This window comes from Pasteurella sp. WM03 (assembly GCF_004570945.1).
GTDB lineage: Bacteria > Pseudomonadota > Gammaproteobacteria > Enterobacterales > Pasteurellaceae > Rodentibacter.
Genome location: NZ_SPPO01000002.1, coordinates 218,558 through 239,446, shown reverse-complemented (window position 1 = coordinate 239,446; position 20,889 = coordinate 218,558). Strand labels below are relative to the sequence as shown.

General features: G+C 38.3%; 18 protein-coding genes and 1 tRNA gene. 6 read left to right on the top strand and 13 right to left on the bottom strand.

Annotated elements, in window-relative coordinates:
- Window positions 1-35: 35 nt before the first annotated feature.
- Together pyrF and yciH are read left to right on the top strand one after the other, a co-directional pair.
- Window positions 36-731 (top strand): orotidine-5'-phosphate decarboxylase, encoded by a 696-nt coding sequence (pyrF, locus tag E4T92_RS03280; RefSeq protein WP_135093426.1) that lies wholly within the window; start codon window positions 36-38, stop codon window positions 729-731.
- A gap of 2 nt (window positions 732-733) precedes the next feature.
- Complete coding sequence (yciH, locus tag E4T92_RS03275) at window positions 734-1,054, top strand: stress response translation initiation inhibitor YciH (protein ID WP_135093425.1); 321 nt, start codon at window positions 734-736, stop codon at window positions 1,052-1,054.
- Between the two features lie 45 nt (window positions 1,055-1,099).
- Here the strand turns inward: yciH and E4T92_RS03270 are convergent, their stop codons facing one another.
- Genes E4T92_RS03270 through ettA form a run of 3 tightly spaced genes read right to left on the bottom strand, consistent with a single transcriptional unit; the run spans window position 1,100 to window position 3,738 of the window.
- A complete protein-coding gene (locus E4T92_RS03270; RefSeq protein ID WP_135093424.1) occupies window positions 1,100-1,441 on the bottom strand; it encodes a SirB2 family protein in 342 nt (113 codons plus the stop codon).
- 27 nt (window positions 1,442-1,468) lie between these two features.
- Window positions 1,469-2,014 (bottom strand): hypothetical protein, encoded by a 546-nt coding sequence (locus E4T92_RS03265; RefSeq protein ID WP_135093423.1) that lies wholly within the window; start codon window positions 2,012-2,014, stop codon window positions 1,469-1,471.
- Window positions 2,015-2,067: 53 nt separating this feature from the next.
- A complete protein-coding gene (ettA, locus tag E4T92_RS03260; protein ID WP_135093422.1) occupies window positions 2,068-3,738 on the bottom strand; it encodes an energy-dependent translational throttle protein EttA in 1,671 nt (556 codons plus the stop codon).
- 339 nt (window positions 3,739-4,077) lie between these two features.
- Here ettA and zevA point away from each other — a divergent pair, with 339 nt between their 5' ends.
- Window positions 4,078-4,698, top strand: coding sequence for a zinc transporter binding subunit ZevA (gene zevA / locus E4T92_RS03255; RefSeq protein WP_135093421.1), 621 nt, complete (start codon window positions 4,078-4,080; stop codon window positions 4,696-4,698).
- Window positions 4,699-4,710: 12 nt separating this feature from the next.
- The gene (zevB, locus tag E4T92_RS03250; protein ID WP_135093524.1) at window positions 4,711-5,664 is read left to right on the top strand and encodes a zinc transporter permease subunit ZevB; all 954 of its coding nucleotides are present in this window, start codon (window positions 4,711-4,713) and stop codon (window positions 5,662-5,664) included.
- A 109-nt stretch (window positions 5,665-5,773) separates the two neighbouring features.
- On the opposite strand, the gene E4T92_RS03245 is transcribed toward zevB, so the two are convergent.
- Window positions 5,774-5,849 (bottom strand) — tRNA-Asn (locus tag E4T92_RS03245).
- A 398-nt stretch (window positions 5,850-6,247) separates the two neighbouring features.
- Here E4T92_RS03245 and uvrB point away from each other — a divergent pair.
- A complete protein-coding gene (uvrB, locus tag E4T92_RS03240) occupies window positions 6,248-8,284 on the top strand; it encodes an excinuclease ABC subunit UvrB (RefSeq protein WP_135093420.1) in 2,037 nt (678 codons plus the stop codon).
- Window positions 8,285-8,911: 627 nt separating this feature from the next.
- On the opposite strand, the gene E4T92_RS03235 is transcribed toward uvrB, so the two are convergent.
- The 5 genes from E4T92_RS03235 to E4T92_RS03215 form a co-directional block, all read right to left on the bottom strand.
- Window positions 8,912-9,769: a cysteine ABC transporter substrate-binding protein gene (locus tag E4T92_RS03235; protein WP_135093419.1), complete on the bottom strand. Its 858-nt coding sequence runs from the start codon at window positions 9,767-9,769 to the stop codon at window positions 8,912-8,914.
- Window positions 9,753-10,517 (bottom strand): amino acid ABC transporter ATP-binding protein, encoded by a 765-nt coding sequence (locus E4T92_RS03230; protein ID WP_077492936.1) that lies wholly within the window; start codon window positions 10,515-10,517, stop codon window positions 9,753-9,755. Before E4T92_RS03230 ends, E4T92_RS03235 begins: the two co-directional genes overlap by 17 nt.
- A 10-nt stretch (window positions 10,518-10,527) precedes the next feature.
- Complete coding sequence (locus E4T92_RS03225) at window positions 10,528-11,196, bottom strand: amino acid ABC transporter permease (protein WP_135093418.1); 669 nt, start codon at window positions 11,194-11,196, stop codon at window positions 10,528-10,530.
- A complete protein-coding gene (locus tag E4T92_RS03220; RefSeq protein ID WP_135093523.1) occupies window positions 11,186-11,845 on the bottom strand; it encodes an amino acid ABC transporter permease in 660 nt (219 codons plus the stop codon). Before E4T92_RS03220 ends, E4T92_RS03225 begins: the two co-directional genes overlap by 11 nt.
- A 539-nt stretch (window positions 11,846-12,384) precedes the next feature.
- A complete protein-coding gene (locus E4T92_RS03215; protein WP_135093417.1) occupies window positions 12,385-15,552 on the bottom strand; it encodes a type I restriction endonuclease subunit R in 3,168 nt (1,055 codons plus the stop codon).
- Between the two features lie 112 nt (window positions 15,553-15,664).
- Here E4T92_RS03215 and E4T92_RS03210 point away from each other — a divergent pair, with 112 nt between their 5' ends.
- Window positions 15,665-16,156 carry a transposase gene (locus E4T92_RS03210; protein ID WP_135093416.1) on the top strand — a complete coding sequence of 164 codons (492 nt, stop codon included), beginning with the start codon at window positions 15,665-15,667 and terminating at the stop codon, window positions 16,154-16,156.
- 677 nt (window positions 16,157-16,833) lie between these two features.
- On the opposite strand, the gene E4T92_RS03205 is transcribed toward E4T92_RS03210, so the two are convergent.
- Genes E4T92_RS03205 through E4T92_RS03190 form a run of 4 tightly spaced genes read right to left on the bottom strand, consistent with a single transcriptional unit; the run spans window position 16,834 to window position 20,875 of the window.
- Complete coding sequence (locus tag E4T92_RS03205) at window positions 16,834-17,469, bottom strand: hypothetical protein (RefSeq protein ID WP_135093415.1); 636 nt, start codon at window positions 17,467-17,469, stop codon at window positions 16,834-16,836.
- 9 nt (window positions 17,470-17,478) lie between these two features.
- Window positions 17,479-18,729, bottom strand: a complete 1,251-nt coding sequence (locus E4T92_RS03200) for a restriction endonuclease subunit S (protein WP_135093414.1) — start codon at window positions 18,727-18,729, stop codon at window positions 17,479-17,481.
- Window positions 18,722-19,051, bottom strand: a complete 330-nt coding sequence (locus E4T92_RS03195; RefSeq protein WP_135093413.1) for a hypothetical protein — start codon at window positions 19,049-19,051, stop codon at window positions 18,722-18,724. The genes E4T92_RS03200 and E4T92_RS03195 overlap by 8 nt, the downstream gene beginning before the upstream one ends.
- A 12-nt stretch (window positions 19,052-19,063) precedes the next feature.
- On the bottom strand, window positions 19,064-20,875 hold the full coding sequence (locus E4T92_RS03190) for a type I restriction-modification system subunit M (protein ID WP_228063535.1): 1,812 nt from the start codon (window positions 20,873-20,875) through the stop codon (window positions 19,064-19,066).
- Window positions 20,876-20,889 lie beyond the last annotated feature (14 nt).

Here is a 20,889-nt window from a genome sequence, read left to right as displayed (position 1 = left end):
TATACATAATAAAAGGTACACAGAGAGGTAAAATTATGAGTAGTAAAGTTATTGTCGCACTTGATTATGAAACGGAAGCAGAAGCTCTTGCGTTAGTTGATCAAATTGATCCGAGCTTATGCCGTTTAAAAGTTGGTAAAGAAATGTTTACCACTTTGGGAACAAATTTTGTTAAACAACTTCATCAACGTGATTTTGAAGTTTTCCTTGATCTTAAATTCCATGATATTCCAAACACGGTTGCACGAGCAGTGCGCTCTGCGGCAGATTTAGGCGTATGGATGGTAGATGTTCACGCTAGCGGTGGTTTGAAAATGATGGAGGAAGCGAAAAAAATTCTTGAACCTTATGGTAAAGAGGCGCCGCTTTTAATTGCTGTAACGGTTTTAACCAGTATGGAAGATTTGGATTTACTTCAAATTGGTATTAATGCCTCCCCTATGGAACAAGTATTACGTCTTGCTCATCTAACCCAACGAGCCGGATTAGACGGGGTAGTTTGTTCACCGCAAGAAGTGGAAATTTTACGTAATAGCTGTGGTGCTGATTTCAAATTAATTACCCCTGGTATTCGTCCAATTGGTGCTGATTTTGGTGATCAACGCCGTGTTATGACGCCGGCAGCCGCAATCCGTTCAGGCTCGGATTATTTAGTGATTGGACGTCCAATTACACAAGCAGAGAATCCGGCAGATGTGCTTCGTTCTATTAACGCCTCTATTGTGCAGTAGTTATGTCTGATTCTGTTTTAGTTTATTCCACAGAAAGTGGGCGAATTAAAGAAGAAAAGGTTCAGCGACCAAGACCTAAAGGTGATGGTATTGTGCGTATTCAGAGGCAAACCAGTGGCAGAAAGGGGGCTGTGGTTTCTGTCATTACTGGCTTAGATTTACCGGATGAGGAATTGAAAAAACTTGCTACGGTACTCAAGAAACGCTGCGGTACAGGTGGTTCAGTAAAAGACGGTAATATTGAGATTCAAGGTGAAAAACGAGATTTGCTCAAAGGATTACTTGAAGAAAAAGGTTTTACCGTTAAACTGGTGGGCGGCTAGAAAAGCAAAAATCCATCTTATTAAAGATGGATTTTTTATCTGATTTTAGTGAATATAAGCAATAAGAATCGCACTAATAAAGCTTATTAGAGCAAGGAGTAGGAATATTGGATTGGCTTTTACCACCTTTCTGCCAAAGAATTTTGCTGAAAAGATAACATACAAAATAAGTAGGCAGAATTTGGCGATAAGCCAAGTTTCCAACTCAAAAGGTAATAGGAAAAATATCACTAAACCACTTACGATTAAGGCCGTATCTGCTACGTGCGGTAAAATTTTTAACAATTTTATAGCTCGCCAATCTCCCCCCTTTAATTGCATTATGCCGCGGATAAGCAAAAGTCCTAAACTTAAAAATGCACAGAAAATATGTAAAGAAATTAACATAATCACTCCTAAATAGATATTATATTTCTATTTAATTTCATAAACAGTAACACCACACTCCCGATCAGTGCTTATTGGTGCAACCTCATAGTCTTTACCTGCTTCAGGAATAAAGGTGACAGTATTTCCTTTGCAGCTTTTTCCTTTGATAACAGTCGTAATTTTCTCAGTTGCGGTGTAGTGCGTATGAGTGCTGTCCATTGAAATAATTTCATTAGTGACCTGTACTTCTGCGTTAGCCGGAATAACAAATTCTTTAAAAAAGATACTTGATAATAATTTTGAATGTGCAGATGGATTCTTGCTTAATGGAGTTTCCGGCATTCCAATACTTTCGTTGTCTTTGGCTCCAACCATTGAACTAAAGGCTTGCCCTAAACCGCCACCAACGGTTACTTTTTCTTTTTTGCCATCAATATTTACTGTTAAAAAAGATGGTCGTCCATTTTGTCCGTATAAACGAATTCTGGCATCTTTTGTTGCATCATAGGGGGCATGTTGATTAGATAGCTCTGTTGAAACACAGGCTGCCGCTCCCAATGTCATGATTGAAATCAGCAATAAATTTTTCATTTTGACTCCTCAATTTATAAAGTGCGGTCAAAATTAACCGCACTTTCTTCTTTTTATTTCGCAATACGTTTATATTTCATACGATGTGGTTGCAACGCTTCGGCTCCAAAGGTTTTCTTTTTCCACTCTTCGTAGTCGGAGAAGTTACCTTCATAGAAGGTCACTTTACCTTCATCGCCATAGTCTAAAATATGGGTTGCAATGCGGTCTAAGAACCAACGGTCGTGTGAAATCACCATGGCACAGCCCGGGAATTCCAAGATGGCATTTTCTAATGCACGCAAAGTTTCTACATCAAGATCATTGGTCGGTTCGTCCAGTAAGAGTACATTGCCGCCTGCCTGTAGTAATTTTGCTAAATGTAAACGCCCACGCTCACCACCGGAGAGTTCACCTACCCGTTTTTGTTGATCCACACCTTTGAAATTGAAGCGTCCCACATAGGCTCGGCTTGGAATTTCAAAGTTACCAATAGTGAGAATATCCTGCCCATTTGACACTTCTTCCCACACGGTTTTCTTATCATCCATCGCATCACGGAATTGATCTACGGAGGCGAGTACAACAGTTTCTCCCATGGTGATTGAACCGCTATCAGGTTGCTCCTGTCCTGAAAGCATACGGAATAGAGTAGATTTACCCGCACCGTTTGCCCCGATAATCCCCACAATCGCCCCTTTAGGAATAGAGAAAGACAGGTTATCAATTAACGTGCGATCACCATAGGATTTGGTCAAGTTTTGCACCTCGATCACTTTATCACCTAAGCGTGGACCAGGTGGAATAAAGAGTTCGTTGGTTTCATTACGTTTTTGATATTCTCCGGAATTGAGTTCTTCAAAACGAGCCATACGTGCTTTGCTTTTCGCTTGGCGACCTTTCGGATTTTGGCGAACCCACTCTAATTCTTTCTCAATAGATCTTTGACGAGCTGATTCCGCTGCTTGCTCTTGGGCTAGGCGTTTTTCTTTTTGTTCTAGCCAAGAAGAATAGTTACCTTCCCAAGGAATTCCTTCACCACGGTCAAGTTCTAAAATCCAACCGGCAACATTATCCAAGAAGTAACGGTCGTGGGTAATTGCTACGACTGTCCCCTCATAATCGTGGAGGAAACGTTCTAACCATGCCACAGATTCTGCATCTAAGTGGTTAGTTGGTTCATCTAATAAGAGCATATCCGGTTTTTCTAACAAGAGACGACAAAGTGCGACACGGCGGCGTTCACCACCCGACAAATGCTCAATTTTTGCATCCCAATCAGGCAAGCGTAATGCATCGGCGGCACGCTCTAGCTGATTATCTAAATTATGCCCGTCTTGTGCCTGAATGATTGCTTCTAACTCGGCTTGTTCTGCTGCGAGTTTATCAAAATCTGCATCAGGATCGGCATAAAGGGCATAAACTTCATCAAGACGAGTAAGCGCATTTTTAACTTCAGAGACGGCCTCTTCCACGGCTTCACGTACGGTTTGTTGTGGCTCAAGTTTCGGCTCTTGTGGCAGATAGCCAATTTTAATGCCCGGTTGTGGACGGGCTTCCCCCTCAATCTCTTTATCAATCCCCGCCATAATACGGAGTAGAGTAGATTTACCTGCCCCGTTTAAGCCAAGCACCCCGATTTTCGCTCCGGGGAAAAAACTCAAAGAAATATCTTTCAAAATATGCCGCTTCGGTGGGACAACCTTCCCGACACGGTGCATGGTATAAACAAATTGTGATGACATAATCGTTCTTTCTCACTGGTTAAAAAAGTGCGGTCATTTTACTTGATGTTTAGCAAATAAGCTAATGAGAAGGCAAAAAAAAACCACCCGAATCGGGTGGTAGGAAAGTAGTTTAGCTATATTTATGATTATTTTATTTAGGAACTTTATGAATATCAAGCAATCACTTGACTGTGCGGATGATACAGAAATTTTCTTTTCAAATAAAATCCAATCTCATTGTTTCTTGATTTATATCAATAAATTTCAGTGATTTATGCAATTTCGATTATAAAGTAAACATTTTTTAGAATTTTTTTGTCTATGCTAAAATGAGTGGTCTTTTATTGGGAGCTAAACGTGAAAAAATTATTACTCTTTTCTTTATTTTATTCAGGGATAGCATTTGCTCACCCTCATGCGTTTATTGAAATGCAAACGAAAGTGCTGGTCGAAGAAAACCAATTAGTGGGATTTTCGATGAATTGGATGTTAGATGAAGCGAGTTCTTCAGCGGTATTGTACGATATGAAACAGGCTAGGGGAGAGGGCGAAAAGCAAAAGTTAGTTGATGACGTGATGGACAATGTAGTGAATGAACACTATTTCAGTTATTTCTTCAATAAACATAACAATAAGATCAAATATAAAAAGCAGGTAAAAAATTATGGTGTAAGCGTAAAAGGTAGGCGGATTCAATATTATTTTGATTTCTTTCTCTCCCAGCCACAGTCATTACAGGATAATGCCTTTACACTTATGACTTATGATCGCACTTACTATGTTTCGATGTACTATCCAGAAGATCAAAGTGCGGTCGATTTTTCAGCGCTTCCGAAAAATTGCAAGGGAAGTCTTGACGCTCCCAATGTTGATGAAAAGATACAATCTTATGCAGCATCTTTAGATAAAACGCAGAAAGATGAGGATGATTCTTTAGGCGTGATGTTTGCCCAAAAAATAAAAATTCAGTGTGAGTAAATTATGAAACCGATTTTTCCATTCAAATGGCTCATCACTCTCATTGTGGCGCTAGTGGGTATTTTCTGGTTTTTTCCTTGGCTTTTTGTGAAAGTTGTGGCATGGCAACAGATATTTAATCAGCTGATTACTGAAAACCTTCATGAGATTCAGCAACAGTCGGTATCTGCAGGGATAATATTAATTAGCGTGAGTTTTCTTTATGGCGTGCTACATGCACTTGGACCGGGCCATGGTAAATTTATTATTGCAAGTTATTTATCTACACACGAAAGTGAACTGAAACAAAGTGTGAAATTAAGTTTACTTTCTTCACTTATGCAGGGGATTGTGGCAATTACTGCAACCTCTATTATTGTGGTGATTCTAAATCTCTCCTCTCGCTATTTCAAATTGAGCCAATTATGGTTGGAACGGAGTGCGTTGATTCTATTAATGGGATTGGGCTGCTATTGGATTTATCAAGGTGTGCGAAAGCCATCGGGTTTTCGTATTAATTCCATTCAGCCGAGCGATTTAGCATTACAAAGTGCGGTCAAAATTAACCGTACTTTTAACGCGAATTGTGGTTGTGGGCATCAGCATTTGCCGAATGCGGTTCAATTAAAACAAGCTGATACTTGGAAAAGCCAATTTCTGGTGATGGTGAGTATTGGTTTACGCCCTTGCACCGGTGCAATTTTTGTTCTTTTCCTTGCTTATATGCTTGATTTATTTATTTGGGGGATCGTTGCAACTTTTGCGATGTCTTTTGGTACAGGGCTAATGTTAGCTTGCTTTGCGATTCTCGTGCGTTATGCCAAGAATGCGGCAATACGGATTGGGCAGTGGTATGATGTCAAAGGGTTAAAGAAATATAGTGGGCGCAGAGTAAAAATCATTGCCGGTGTCATCATGCTCTTTTTTGCGATCACGTTATTTTATGGGACGACTCTTGACGTGAGGGGCGGAGTGGTATTGTTTTGAAAATAGCAGATAAAAATAAAGCCCATCAGCATGATGGGCTTAAAATCTTTTGGTTGTTAATTTAGGATTCGTAAAAGGAGACAAACGAAAACTAAACCAAAAGAGAAATTGGCTCCTCCTGCTGGACTTGAACCAGCGACATATGGATTAACAGTCCACCGTTCTACCGACTGAACTAAGGAGGAATAATTCTGTATCACAATGAATCGGCGCGCATTTTAATGATCGAGTAATAGTTTGTCAACGGGTAAAATAAAAAAATTCAAAAAAATTTTAACGTATTTTTCTATCCACAAAGGCTGTGGATAACTTTGTGGATTAAAATAAAATAAGATCCTCTAATGCTGATAAATACTGGGATTGTACAAGGTGGAGTAAAAATTGACTGCAAAATAACATTTCTTTATTTATCAATTAGTTAAATAAAGTCCAGCAAAAAATATAAAAAAAGTTTTCAATTTTGTGAGGTTTTTCTCTTGACATCGCTAACACTGTGTAAAACTTACCTTTTTCACTCTATACGGAGTAAGAAATATGTTAGAATAGCGCCAGTAAAAACTCATGCAATTTTAACCGCACTTTTATGGCAGAAAAAATTAACAGTAAACCTTTTATTCTTCATTCCGATTTCAATCCTTCCGGTGATCAGCCTCAAGCTATTGAAAAACTTGCTGAAAATTTAGATGACGGGCTTGCCCATCAAACACTTCTTGGGGTGACAGGATCGGGTAAAACTTTTACTATCGCCAACGTGATCGCAAAATTGAATCGTCCGGCGATGTTACTTGCACCAAATAAAACCCTTGCCGCCCAGCTTTATGCGGAAATGAAGGCTTTTTTTCCTGAAAATGCCGTGGAATATTTCGTCTCCTACTATGATTATTATCAACCTGAAGCCTATGTGCCAAGTAGTGATACCTTCATTGAAAAAGATGCCTCCATTAACGATCAAATTGAACAAATGCGTCTTTCTGCCACCAAATCTTTTTTGGAACGCCGTGATACGATTGTGGTGGCTTCGGTTTCTGCCATTTACGGCTTGGGTGATCCGGATAGCTATTTGAAAATGATGTTGCATCTGCAACAAGGTGCGATCATTGACCAACGCCAAATTCTTGCCAAATTGGCAGAATTGCAATACACGCGTAACGATCAAGCGTTCCAACGGGGAACTTTCCGAGTTCGTGGTGAGATTATTGATATTTTCCCTGCAGAATCTGACGATATTGCCGTTCGCATTGAATTATTTGATGATGAAATTGAACGCTTAAGTTTATTTGATCCACTGACCGGGCATCATTTAGGTGCGGTGCCACGCTATACGGTGTATCCGAAAACCCACTATGTGACACCACGTGAACGCATTTTAGATGCCATTGAAAAAATCAAAGCGGAGTTGGTACAACGCCGTGAATATTTCATCAAAGAAAATAAATTGTTGGAAGAACAGCGTATTAGTCAGCGAACAATGTTTGATATTGAAATGATGAACGAATTGGGCTATTGCTCCGGCATTGAAAATTACTCGCGCTATCTTTCCGGTCGAAATGAAGGTGAACCGCCACCGACATTGTTTGATTATATGCCTTCTGATGCTATTTTGATTATTGATGAATCCCACGTGACCGTCCCACAAATCGGCGGAATGTATCGTGGCGACCGTTCACGCAAAGAAACGTTGGTAGAGTATGGTTTCCGTTTGCCTTCAGCCTTAGATAACCGCCCGTTGCGTTTTGAAGAATTTGAACGCCTTGCACCGCAAACTATTTATGTTTCCGCTACACCGGGACCTTATGAATTAGAAAAATCCAGCGATGAAATTATCGATCAAGTGGTGCGTCCGACAGGCTTGCTTGATCCGGAAATTGAAATTCGCCCTGTTGCTATTCAGGTGGACGACTTACTTTCCGAAGCACGTCAAAGAGCGGACAGAAATGAGCGTGTTTTAGTGACGACCCTTACCAAAAAAATGGCGGAAGATCTCACGGATTATTTGGATGAACATGGTATTCGGGTACGTTATCTCCATTCGGATATCGACACCGTTGAACGGGTAGAAATCATCCGTGATTTACGCTTGGGTGAATTTGATGTGTTGGTTGGGATCAACCTATTGCGTGAGGGGTTAGATATTCCGGAAGTTTCACTGGTGGCAATTTTAGACGCGGATAAAGAAGGTTTCTTGCGTTCTGAACGTTCGCTTATTCAAACCATTGGTCGTGCTGCACGTAATCTGAAAGGAAAAGCGATTTTATATGCCAATAGCATGACTAAATCTATGGAAAAAGCCATCACGGAAACCAACCGCCGCCGTGAAAAACAAATGAAATACAATGAAGAAAAAGGCATTATTCCACAGGCATTGAATAAAAAAGTAGGCGAATTGTTGGATATTGGTCAGGGTGTTACAAATAAAGGAAAAGGCAAATCACGAACCAAAACAGTAGCAGAACCGACCGCACTTTATAATGCACCGAAAAATGCCAAAGAATATCAACAACAAGTCAAAAAACTGGAACAGCAAATGTACAAATTTGCTCAAGATCTGGAATTTGAAAAAGCAGCTGCTATTCGAGATCAACTTCACCAATTAAGAGAACAATTTGTGATGAGTGAGTAGGGGAAAGTGCGGTTAGAATCTCTGCGATTTTTCGGTATTATGTAGCCAATGCAGAAAAACAGAAATTGTAACAAAACGTAGGGACATACTGTGTGTATCTGTTACAAAAACCAAATTATTTCAATAGATTAAAATTCGGACACACTCAGTGTGTCCCTACAAGAGAACAAAAAAACTTCGGATGAAATGGATATGGTGGAAGGTAGAATCGATGGGATTATTGTTGGTGTTGATAAGATTTCTAAGCCACTAGTAACATTTAGCTCTCTTTCTATGCCCACTACTTCAAAAAAATCTCATTAGATAAACTAAATCTCAGGTCAGCTAAAAAGGGTAGTTTACCAAGAGTTAGTGTAACGGAAGATGATTATGTCTTATTTAGAGAGGATCAGAGGGATAAGAAACTGATTGATAGTGAGATAAGTATAGGGATCCTCTATGTGCTAGAGGCGACTAGACGATTTGAAAAAATAAAATCTCAACTTGAAGAGTAAGGTTAAAACCCGATAAGAGTTAGGGGTTATGTTAACATAAAACCTCTAGAGTTTTTCTAGAGGTTTAGTTTAATAAAATCTGTTTCATTAGAGAATGGCTCTACAACTAAAAAACATCTCCAATATTTTAATGCTATTTATAGTCCACCAAAATATCACTTTCAGTTACGCTATCACCATAAACTGGCAATAAGGTTTTTTCGTAGGCTTGTTTGAGTACGCCTTCTTTTGACAGTTTTTCAATTTCAGTGTTGAGCCAATTTAATAAATCCACAGCATCTTTACGAACAGCAGGGGCAATGACATCTTGATCGCCGAAACTTTTCACGCCCACAGTATAACTCGGATTTTGTTTTACCCAAGCAAATAAGAAAGTGTTGTCATTTGATAGCGCATCCCCTCTGCCGTCTCGTAAGGCTTCAAAAGTTTCCGTATTTTGTTCAAATTTTAATAATTTGATATTCGGATAATTTTTTGTGAAGAAAATATCCGCCGTGGTGCCTTTATCAACGATGAGCGTTTTGTCTTTTAATTGCTCAAGATCGGTAATGACTTCACCATTTTTTGAAACCACGCCAAGCGCCACTTTCATATAAGGATTGGCAAAATTAACCACTTCTTTTCGTGCAGCCGTTACGGTGAAATTGGCGAGGATGATATCCACTTTTTTGGAAAGTAAATATTCAGCACGATTGGCGGCATCCACCAACACAAATTCCACTTTATTTTCATCACCTAAGAGATCTTTAGTGATGGCTTTGCCGATTTCCACATCGAAACCTTGGCTTTTGCCTTGTGCATCTACATAACCGAAAGGTGGCTTGTCGCTGAATACACCAATACGAATTTTGCCGGCTTGTTTCAATTGCTCAATGGTTGAGGCTGTTTGTGAAGTCTCTTTGCTTGATGTATTGTCGTTGCAGGCGGTAATCCCTAGGGCTAAGGTTACAGTGGCAAAAAGTGCGGTTAAATTTTTAAATGTTTTCTTCATAGTTTGTTCCTCTCGGTTCATAGTTTAAGATGTTTAAAAATGTTTTCGCCCGATCCGTGGTAGGGTTGGTGAAAAAATCTTCCGGCTTGGCTTGCTCAATGATTTGCCCTTTATCCATAAAAACAATACGATTTGCCACTTGCCGGGCAAACCCCATTTCATGGGTGACAATCAACATTGTCATGCCTTCTTTGGCAAGCCCTAATATCACATCAAGTACCTCGCGTACCATTTCGGGATCGAGGGCGGCGGTGACTTCGTCAAACAACATAATTTCAGGATTCATACAAAGTGCACGCACAATAGCGATTCGCTGTTTCTGCCCTCCGGAAAGCTCACGTGGGTAGGCGTTTTTTCGATCAAATAATCCCACACGTTTTAATAATTCATCTGCTTGTTTTTCGGCTTCTGCCCGATCACGTTTCTGAACCTTTAAAGGTCCGAGTAAAATATTGTCGATCACTGATAAATGGGCAAATAATTCATAGCTTTGAAATACCATTCCAATTTGTTGCCGAGCATTGATCCAACTTATCTCTTTGCCAAGTTCGCCGGCATTTTGGAGCAATAATTGACCGCTCTTTATGGGCTCTAGGCCGTTTAATGTACGAAGTAATGTGCTTTTGCCGCAGCCGGACGGGCCTAAAATCACCACGACTTCGCCTTTTTCGACGGAAAGATTAATCCCTTTTAGTGCTTCAACCTCGCCATAGTTTTTAACAAGATTTTTTATTTCTAGTAATGCCATATATATTCCTTTAGCTTTCCCAACGAGTTTCTAAATAACGGGAAAATAATGAGAGCGGATAACAGATTACAAAGTAAAGAAAGAAAATGACCCCGTATATCCAAAGTGCCGCTGATTGATTGCTAAAAAGTGAGTGTTCAATAATTTGTTGACCCACTTTAATCACCTCTATTACACCGATTAACATCGCTAAAGAGCTGGTTTTCACCATTCGGGTGAAAAGATTGATGGCACTTGGGGTGACACGTTTTAGACTTTGGGGGATCAAAATATAAATAAAGGTTTGAAAAGGCGTTAGTCCTAAAGCATAAGCGGATTCAACCTGATGTTTTTCGATGGAGGTTAACGCGCCGCGCACAAGATCGCCCATTTCTGCGGTTCCCCAAAAAATAAAGACCCAAATGCAGACGGTGATAGCGTCTAAATGTATGTCAAACCATTTTGCCAAGCCAAAATAGGTGATAAACAGTAGAACGAGCAAAGGGATGATGCGGACAAATTCTAAATAAACTTGGCAAATCACTTTAATTACGGCATTTTTGCTTGTCATTACCACCCCTAAAATTACCCCAAAAAGACAGGCAAAAAAGACGGAAACGAAGGCTATTTCAGCGGTCACCCAAAGACCGTTTAGCAATCTGGTGAAATTATTGCCTTGGAATAATAATTCAAATCCCATATTTTGCTCTCCGTGTGCGTTGTTCTAAATAACGAATAGAAATTGAGATAGGCAGTAAAATAATTAAATAAAACACCACTAATAAAAATAACGCTTCGTTGGTTTTATAATCCATTCCGATAATTTCTTTTGCTATAAACATCAGTTCTGCCACCGCAACGGCACTAATAACGGAGGTTTCTTTCATTAAAAACAGACAGTTCGCCCCAATCGCCGGTATGGAAATAGCCAATGCTTGTGGAAAAATCACGTAACGAAAGGCCTGAAATGGTGTTAAACCAATACTGAGCGCAGATTCAATTTGACCTTTGGAAACCGCTTCTAAGCCTCCACGAATCGCTTCCGCCATGTAGCTTCCGCCCAAAAAAGCTAAGCCGATTACCCCGCAAGTAAAACCGTCTAATTTGATGCCGACTTTTGAAAGCCCGAAGTAAAGGAAGAAAACTTGAATCAATAATGGGGTATTACGTGAAAGTTCAATATAACTTTTCACCAACCAATTTAATGCCTTAAAGTGATAACTATTGATGACTGCACAAATCGTACCAATAATAAATGAGAATAAAATTCCCCAAAACGAGAGGGCAAGTGTTATCAATGTTGCATCAACAAAGCGTGGTAACACGCTGATAATGTAATCCCAATTCATTATTTCTTTCATCAGATAATCGTTTTCGTAAGCGTATAGTAGAGCAGATTTCTCTCATCGGGAAAGAATTGAAATGAATTAGTTATAATGGAATGGAATAAATGATTTTTATACAGGGGGAGAAAGAAAGGAGGAAAATAGGCATATTTGGGGTGTCTGATAAATTATAATAATCAAAGTGATCTGTTGAGGTGTAGAATATAAATACCAAGTTTAATCATAAACAAAAATGAAATGCTAATGTTTTATTACTGACGCAATACAGGCTTACTTAATTTAGCTAACAAATGTAGTAATATCTCACAGCGCTTAATTTTTAGTATGGTATATACTCAAAGATGAAATCCACTCTTACTTTTAAAGTTTACCTATGTTACGAATGCTATGAGGTAGCATGAGTAAAAATAATGATGGAATTTTATTCGGTTATTTAAGGGTAATATGAAGTTTTTAGCGGAAAATAATTTAAGCTCAAATTAATCTGACAGACACTGTAATTTTAAACGGGGACTGTCAGATTTGAGTCTGGCTTTGACGTATTATTGTGTGGTTAATTCATCGGCAATTTCTTCTGCTTGTTGTAAGACGAATGTTATTGCTTCTTCTGCTTTATCCGGTGGATATTTATATTTTTGCAATGCTCGGCGAACGAGTAGGCGAATTCTTGCTCGCACGGCTTCTTTATGTTGCCAATCAATACTGATAGATTTTCGCAAAATATCGGTAATCTCTTTTGCCAATGCTGAAAGGGTTTCATCTTGCATTAATTCCTTTGCACTCTCATTTTGGGAGAGGGCATCATAAAACGCCAATTCTGCAACGCTTAAACCGAGTTTTTCGCCTCGTCCCAAACGTTCGGAGAATTCTCTTCCCATTTGCACGAGAGCATCAAGAATTTCAACTACCGTGAGATTGTGGTTGTGATATTGATTTAAGGCTTCTTGTAAACGTTGTTCAAAGTCTTTCTGTGCTGCAAGGTTTCTCCCTGCTTTGGCTTTGATTTCTTGCTTCAAATAGCATTCCATTGCTAATACCCAAAGGCTTTTGGTTTCGCTATTTTTTATCGCTTGCAAAAACTCATCAGATAGCAAATCAATTTGTGTTTGTTCTTTGCCGAGTAACTCAAATAAATCAATAGTTCCGCTTGAAACAATACTTTGGTTAATTAAGGCTTTCAGTTGAATAAGCCGTTCTTTACTACCTGTACCTTTTTGTTCACGTTTGGAAAGCACCGAACGCACCGCATCATAAAAAGCAATTTCTTGATTATAGGGTTCTGCCTCTTTTAATGCACCACATAGAGCATAACCTTTTTTAAGGCTGGCTACAGTTTTTAAAAAGGCTTTTTTGCGGGGCTCAGGATCATCTGAATTTTTCCATTGTTGATGATATGCTTTATCATCATCGGTCTGTTGATCAAGTCTTGAGATATGTTCTGCTGCACGTGCAATGGCTTTGAGTAATAGTGCCGGTTCGGCTTCAGTAATAGCGGATGGCACATCAAAAGTCTTACCGTTAATTTTAGTTGTAAACAAAGTGCGGATAAATTCGAGTTGCTCTTTCATTTTAAAGAACACTTCTTGCACATTTTCCGCCAATTTCCCCTTGCCTGTGGAATTAGTGTATTGTTTCGTTGCCTCTTTTAATTCTTCGGCTAAACCCACATAATCGACAATCAACCCACCGTTTTCTCGGCTTTTATTTGCAAATACACGGTTTACACGAGCAATAGCTTGCATTAGATTATGTCCTTTCATCGGCTTGTCGAGATACATGGTATTACAACAAGGTGCGTCAAATCCTGTGAGCCACATATCACGGACAATCACGATTTTTAACGGATCATTCGGATCTTTAAAACGGCGTTCAAGGGTTTGCTTTTCTTGTTTGCTGTAAATGTGTTTCTGCATTTTGAGGTCATCGGATGCAGAACCTGTCATCACAATTTTTATCGAACCCTGATTGATATCATCAGAATGCCATTCTGGGTGAAGGGCGGTAATTTGATGATATAAATCCACACAGATTTGACGGCTGGAAACCACAATCATCGCTTTACCGTCCTGCTGTTCATTACGTTTGCTAAAATGGCTGACAAAATCCATTGCAAGATCCCGTAATCGGGCTTCTGAACCCAGTAATTTTTCTCGCAAGCGTAATTTCGGATTATCTTCGTTTTCTAACAGTTCATCAATTTCAGCAAATAAGGCTTCGTGATTGGTTTTTTCTGCCAGTTGAATTTGCCTTGCTTCATAAATAATCGGCACCGTCGCCCCATCTTCCACGGCATCTTGCAGATCATAAATGGAAACGTACCGCCCAAACACTTCTTGTGTATCTTTATCCTCAAGGCTAATTGGCGTACCGGTAAAACCGATAAAAGAGGCATTGGGTAGGGCATCCCGTAAATGGCGGGCGTAACCTGCTTGATATTTGCCGTTGTGTAATTTTTTGGTTAAACCATATTGGCTACGATGTGCTTCATCGCTAATTACAATAATGTTAGAACGGCTATTTAATATCGGGAATTTATCTTCTGTTTCCTCTAAGCCAAATTTTTGAATGGTGGTAAAAAACACCCCGCCGGACTCACGTTCACTTAATAATTGGCGAAGTGCTTCCCGATCTTCCACCTGTTGTGGCGTTTGTTTAATTAAATCTTTACCGCTACTGAAAGTTTGGAAAAGTTGTCCGTCTAAATCGTTACGATCCGTGACCACCAAAATTGTAGGGTTCTTCAATTCAGGTTGGGAAAGCAATTTGCCGGCATAAAACAGCATAGAAATAGATTTACCCGATCCTTGCGTATGCCACATCACACCAATGCGTTTATCCCCTTGTTCACTAGTGGCAAAAAGGGTGGATTCCACCGCTTCATTGACCCCGTAATATTGGTGATAAGCGGCAATTTTTTTAATTAACGCCCCATTAGAATTCCGTTCAAACAACACAAAGTAACGTACATAATCCAGCAATTTTTGTGGCGTGAGTAAACCATTCAACAAATTTTGCAATTCATCGCCAAAATCTAACCGCTGGCTCTGGGCTTTTTCATCTACCACTTTCCAAGGAGTAAAACGTTGAAAATCAGCCGAAAGCGATCCTAATCGAGTATTCAAGCCATCACTGATAATCAAGGCTTGGTTATAAACAAAAAGATCAGCAATTTCATCTTTGTAGGTTTGCAACTGATTAAAGGCTTGCAACAAATCGGCCGACTCACGCAAAGGATTTTTCAACTCAAACACTACCAAGGGCAAACCATTCACAAAACCGATAATATCAGGGATTCGTTTGCCTCCTTTACGGCTGCGAATTTCGAGTTGATTCACCATCACAAAACGGTTGTTTGTCCAGTGTTCAAAATCTACTAGGCGTGCCACATCAAATTTCTGCTCTCCGTTTTGCTGATATTCCACCTTCACGCCATCACGTAACCCTTTATAAAACCCCTGATTTCGCCCCACTAATTCGCCAATGTTGCCTTTAGTCACCGATTTCACCACAAAATCAACCGCACTTTCTGGCAATTGTGGGTTCAGTTTCTTCACCGCTTCTCTGAGCATTTCCACAAACACGACACCGCCCAAGTCTCCACGGGCAAATTTCCCTTCAGAAACCGGTAAATTTTTCCCATAGTAGTGCTCCCAGCCGAGATTTTGTAAGCGTTCTATTGTTAATTGTTCAATGTCGTTTTCGTTAATCATAATTGTTCCTCAAATTTTGCGATCTTGATCGTACAACTTATATTTGGCTATTTAAAAAATCTTTATTTTTCATTAAGTTATTACATCTATATATTAAGGCTATCAATAAAGTATGAATAGACCAAATAGGAAAACCGTTCGTGTTAAATGGGATAGTTATCAAAATGGTTGTTATTTTGTGACCGCTTGTACCAAAGATAAAATTCATTATTTTGGCGAAATAAAAAATCAAAAAATGTATTTATCACCACTGGGAATGGAATTACAAAAAATTATTAAAAACACAATAAATTTAAGATCTGATCAATTTATTGAAATACCTATTTACACGATCATGCCCAATCATTTTCATTTAATCATTATTATAAATAGCCATACAAACCAACATCAGCATTGCTTCGGTCATGGACAACGTAAAAATTTAGCTTCAATTATTCGTGGTATTAAAGCATCTTTAACCTCTTTTGCCATTAAAAACCAAATGCCATTTCAATGGCAACCTCGTTATCACGAACATATTATTAAAACGGAAAAAGCATTTACGTATATTTATCATTACATTGAAAATAATGTCATAAATTGGAAAATGGATTGTTTTTATTAAAACCTTATATATCAAATACGGACACACGCAGTGTGTCCCTACCAGTCACGTTATTTAATATTTTTTATGTTTCATCATATCAATATTTAATTAACCAAAATTTATTTCATATTTCACATATCAGTAGGGACACACTGCGTGTGTCCGTGTCAATTATATCAATTAATGTTTTGTTTTTTGATAATGCCAATATTTAATTCATTTGTGTTTATTTTATTTCAGTTAAAATTTGATTTCGGACACACGCAGTGTGTCCCTACCAATCACGTTATTTAATGTTTTTTATGTTTCATAATGTCAATATTTAATTAACCAAAATTTATTTCATATTCCACATATCCAGTAGGGACACACTGCGTGTGTCCGTGTTAATTACATCAATTAATGTTTTGTTTTTTGATAATGCCAATATTTAATTTATTCGTGTTTATTTTATTTCGGTTAAAATTTGATTTCGGACAAATGTCGGACACACGCAGTGTATCCCTACCAGTCACATTATTTGATGTTTTTATGTTTTATCATATCAATATTTAATTAACCAAAATCTATTTGATATTCCACATATCCAGTAGGGACACACTGCGTGTGTCCGTATAAATTGAAACAATCCACGTACACAAATATAACCTATCAACTATTTATTATTGAATATATTATTTGTTCGAGTGTGAACCTTACGGTTCACACACTCTATCCAACTTATTTATTTCTTCTTGTATTTTATCTAATTCTTTTTCTAAGGCTATTTGAGGATCTGATTCTTTTAATTTGTTATAAATTATTTTTATTCCTATTTCATTATTATAAGTCAATAATAAATCCTTTCCTAAATTAATATTGGATTCATTTAAAATATAATTGAGAAAATCTAGTATATTGCTGATAAGTTCATCAATGTCTTTCTTAGATATCTTCGCTTTTTTATAAAAAATATTGATATCATAATCTTCTGTATGTGCAATCGCCTTATCTCTAATTATTTTTAAACCATCTTTTATTCTTTTAAAATCAGGAAAAATTTCATCTAGCCTTGATAATCTTTTACCTAAAAAATATTCTGATTTTTTTCTTAATGTAGGTAGGTTTCCTACACCATCATTTGAAAAAATAGTATTTAATATCACTAAGCAATATTCAATATATGATTTTTTTATAAAAGCTAATGAAAAATAATATTGCTTATATATTTTTCCATTATCTTCATTATTCAATAAATTTATTACCTCCCATTCTTGAAGATAATGATTAGCTATCTTTAGTTTCTCAAAAATAGAATTTATTTCTTTTCTTATTAAGTTTTCTAAACACATTTAATACCTCTAACTCAATAATTTTGGTAATAATAAATCCCTAATTTCTGATAAATAGGAATTTTCTAAATCATTAATAAATATTTTTGAAAAAATTTCTTTAACGATATTTCCAAATAATTCGGTTAATTTAGGATTTGGAACAATAATTTCCTTAATCAAAAAATCAGGAAAATGCCCTTTATATTCAACAAATTCTTGTTTTCCTAATGTTGCTAGATAAGTCCAATAAATATTTAATTCTTTTCCCTTAAAAGCAAAAACATTTTGAATTGCACTAAAATCGTAAGAAATCAAACGCATATAGCAAGTGTGATTGGCAAAAACAATTACTGGTTCTTCAATACTAGCTTTTACTCCTGCTTCATTATTGTGATAACCAATAATACCTGATCGCCCTTGATCTAGAATTGGAATATTCCCTTTTTCAAGTGCCGTTTTTGAACTATATTTTTTACCAACAGGGATTTTCTGAATAACATCATCAATCCTTTTAACCTGCCACCCCCTCGGCACTTCTCCAAACCCATCAACCTCCTCAAACTCACTCGGAAAGGCTCTAGCAATTTCCGCTAATTCCGCATAGCGGTCGGGGTGGGTTTGGGAAAGTGCGGTTAATTCTTCCGGTGTTTTTCCGCTGATGATTTGCTGAGCGGCGAGTTCGGCTTCCGCTTGGGTTTTGCCTTGTGCGAGGGCATCGGCTTTGGCACGCACGGGGTCGAAATCCACAAACCAGCTTTTAAAAATCGCTTGGGCGATCTGTTCTAGGGTTTGGTTTATTTGAGTATTTAATTGAATTTTTTCATCGAGAGAAGATAGTATATCAACAATTTTATGTCGTATATTTTTATCTTCAAAGTAACTAATTTCTATAGAGTTTAATGCTTTCTGTGAAATTTTTTTCTGAACCGCACCAGTAACAAAAGGAGATACTTTTATGATCTGTAAAGCATAATACAAATACTTCGTTTCGTAATCATCTTTTCCTTTTAAAACATGAGTATGATTATTAACCCAATATTTTCCATTAGCTAACTGAACTACAGGAAAACCTTTTTCAGTCTCCACAGACCCATCTTCAGCAATTAAAACACTCAATCCCTGATGAGTAAAATCATTAACATAATCAATAATTTTTGCAGCTCCATAATAAGGTATATTACCTTTTCTTTTTTCTCTTTCATTTGAAGCTAGAGGAACTCTAAATCTATCTAGATTTTCAGCAAAATTAGAAATAGATATTTTTCTTGTATTATTCATAACAACCTCTTAAATACTCTTCAAGATGAATAAGATCAAAATTACTGATAGTAACAAAGCAACAATCATTTTTCTTGATCGTAAGGTAGTAGTCTTTTGAATTTTCAACAATGAAAAGATCAAAGCTATTAAAATTCTCTTCATTTAGTATTTCATTTGAAATCAATATATCTTTAGGCCTGTCAATATACTGTTTTATATTACGATTTTCTAAAATATCTTCTAACGAAAGAAGACCTAATTTAGTATTAACAACACTTATATTAGCCATTCCACTAAATAGTTTATCTAATCTAAAATCTGTTTCATAAATGTAGTACATAAAAACTCCTATTTAAAATCCTAGTGTTGATAAATTCGCCTTAATCTTCACTTCCAATTCCGCACTTTGTTTAAATTGTTCATTTAAAAGCGCGGTCAGTTTTTGCATTTTTTCGGCAAAGGGAATATCGTCATCTTCTTGTTCAGCGGTGCCGACATAGCGTCCGGGGGTGAGGACGTAATCGTTCTTTTCAATGTCCTCTAAGGTGGCGGATTTACAGAAAGCGGGTTGATCTTCATAGCCTTCGGATTTTTGCCAAGTGTGGAAGGTGTCGGCAATGTTGGCGATGTCATCAAGGGTGAAATCACGCAATACGCGGTCTTTCATATAGCCGATTTGACGGGCGTCAATAAATAGCACCTCATTTTTACGGGGCTTGTTGCGGTTTAACAACCAAATGCAGGCGGGGATTTGGGTGTTGGTGAATAGTTGTCCGGGTAGGGCAACCATGGCTTCCACAAGATCTGCTTGCACGATGGCTTTGCGAATCTCCCCTTCGTTGTTGGTTTGGCTGCTCATTGAGCCGTTAGCGAGTAAAAGTGCCATTTTGCCTTTCGGGGAGAGGTGGTAAATCATATGTTGTAGCCACGCAAAGTTGGCGTTGCCTTTTGGCGGTATGCCGTATGCCCAGCGAGGATCGTCCGAAAGGCTTTCGCTCCACCAATCTTTGCTGTTGAAGGGTGGGTTCGCCATAATGAAATCCATTTTTTTGTCGAGATGTTGTGGTTGAACGAAACTGTCGGCATTGTGTTTGCCAAAATCGTAATCAATGCCTCGAATCGCCATATTCATAGCGGCAAGTTTCCATGTGGTGGGGTTGAATTCTTGCCCGTAAATAGACACTTGGTTGATATTGCCTTGGTGGGCGGTGATAAAGCGTTCTGTTTGCACGAAAAAGCCGCCACTTCCCATTGCGGGGTCGTAAACCCGTCCAGAATAAGGTTCGAGCATTTCAACAATGAGAGAAACGATGGATTTGGGGGTGAAATATTGTCCGCCCCGTTTACCTTCTGCTTGGGCGAACTGCCCGAGGAAATATTCATAAATGTGTCCGAGAATATCTTTTGCCCCTAAATGAATCGGTGTGCCGTTGTAAGTGGGCTGAGTAAAATTGGTATCGGAAAAAAGGTTAATTAAGCCCCGTAATGTATCTTCATTCACCCCATAGCCACTAATGCGTTGCAATACGCCTTTGAGTTTGGCGTTGTCTTTTTCAATGGCATCAAAAGCATCATCAATTAAACGGGCGACACCGGTGAATTTACCGCCCCAAGGTAATGCCGTGCCGGTGTTAAAAAGGGCGACAGATTGTAACGCTTGCCAACGGGCGGAAGGTGGCACCCAGAATATATTATCGGCGATATAGTAATCACGGTTTTCTAATTCGGCGGTGAGGGCTTCTTGATAGTCTTCGTCCGAATCGTAAAACGTGCGGTCAAGATAAAGGGGATTTTCAGGATCGGCAAGTTCCGTACGGATTTTTTCCTGCTGGGTCGTGAAACTGTCGGAGATGTATTTTAAGAAAATTAAGCCGAGAACAATGTGTTTATAATTGGCGGCATCGAGTTGTTGGCGGAGACGGTCTGCGGCAGACCAAAGTTTTTCATCTAAATCATTAAGAAAGGCTTGCTGTGTTTGCGTTTCGCTGACACAATCTTGGTGACTTCTGACTTCTGACTTCTGACTTCTGACTTCTGCATAAAATTCGTCCTTTGTAAAGTGAAATGTAGATATTTTGAAAAAAAGTGCGGTTATTTTATAGAAAAGTTGAAGTCTGAACAATTTGATTTTAAGCGTACTGATGGGATTTTTTTGATTTGACATTTCATTGCACATTT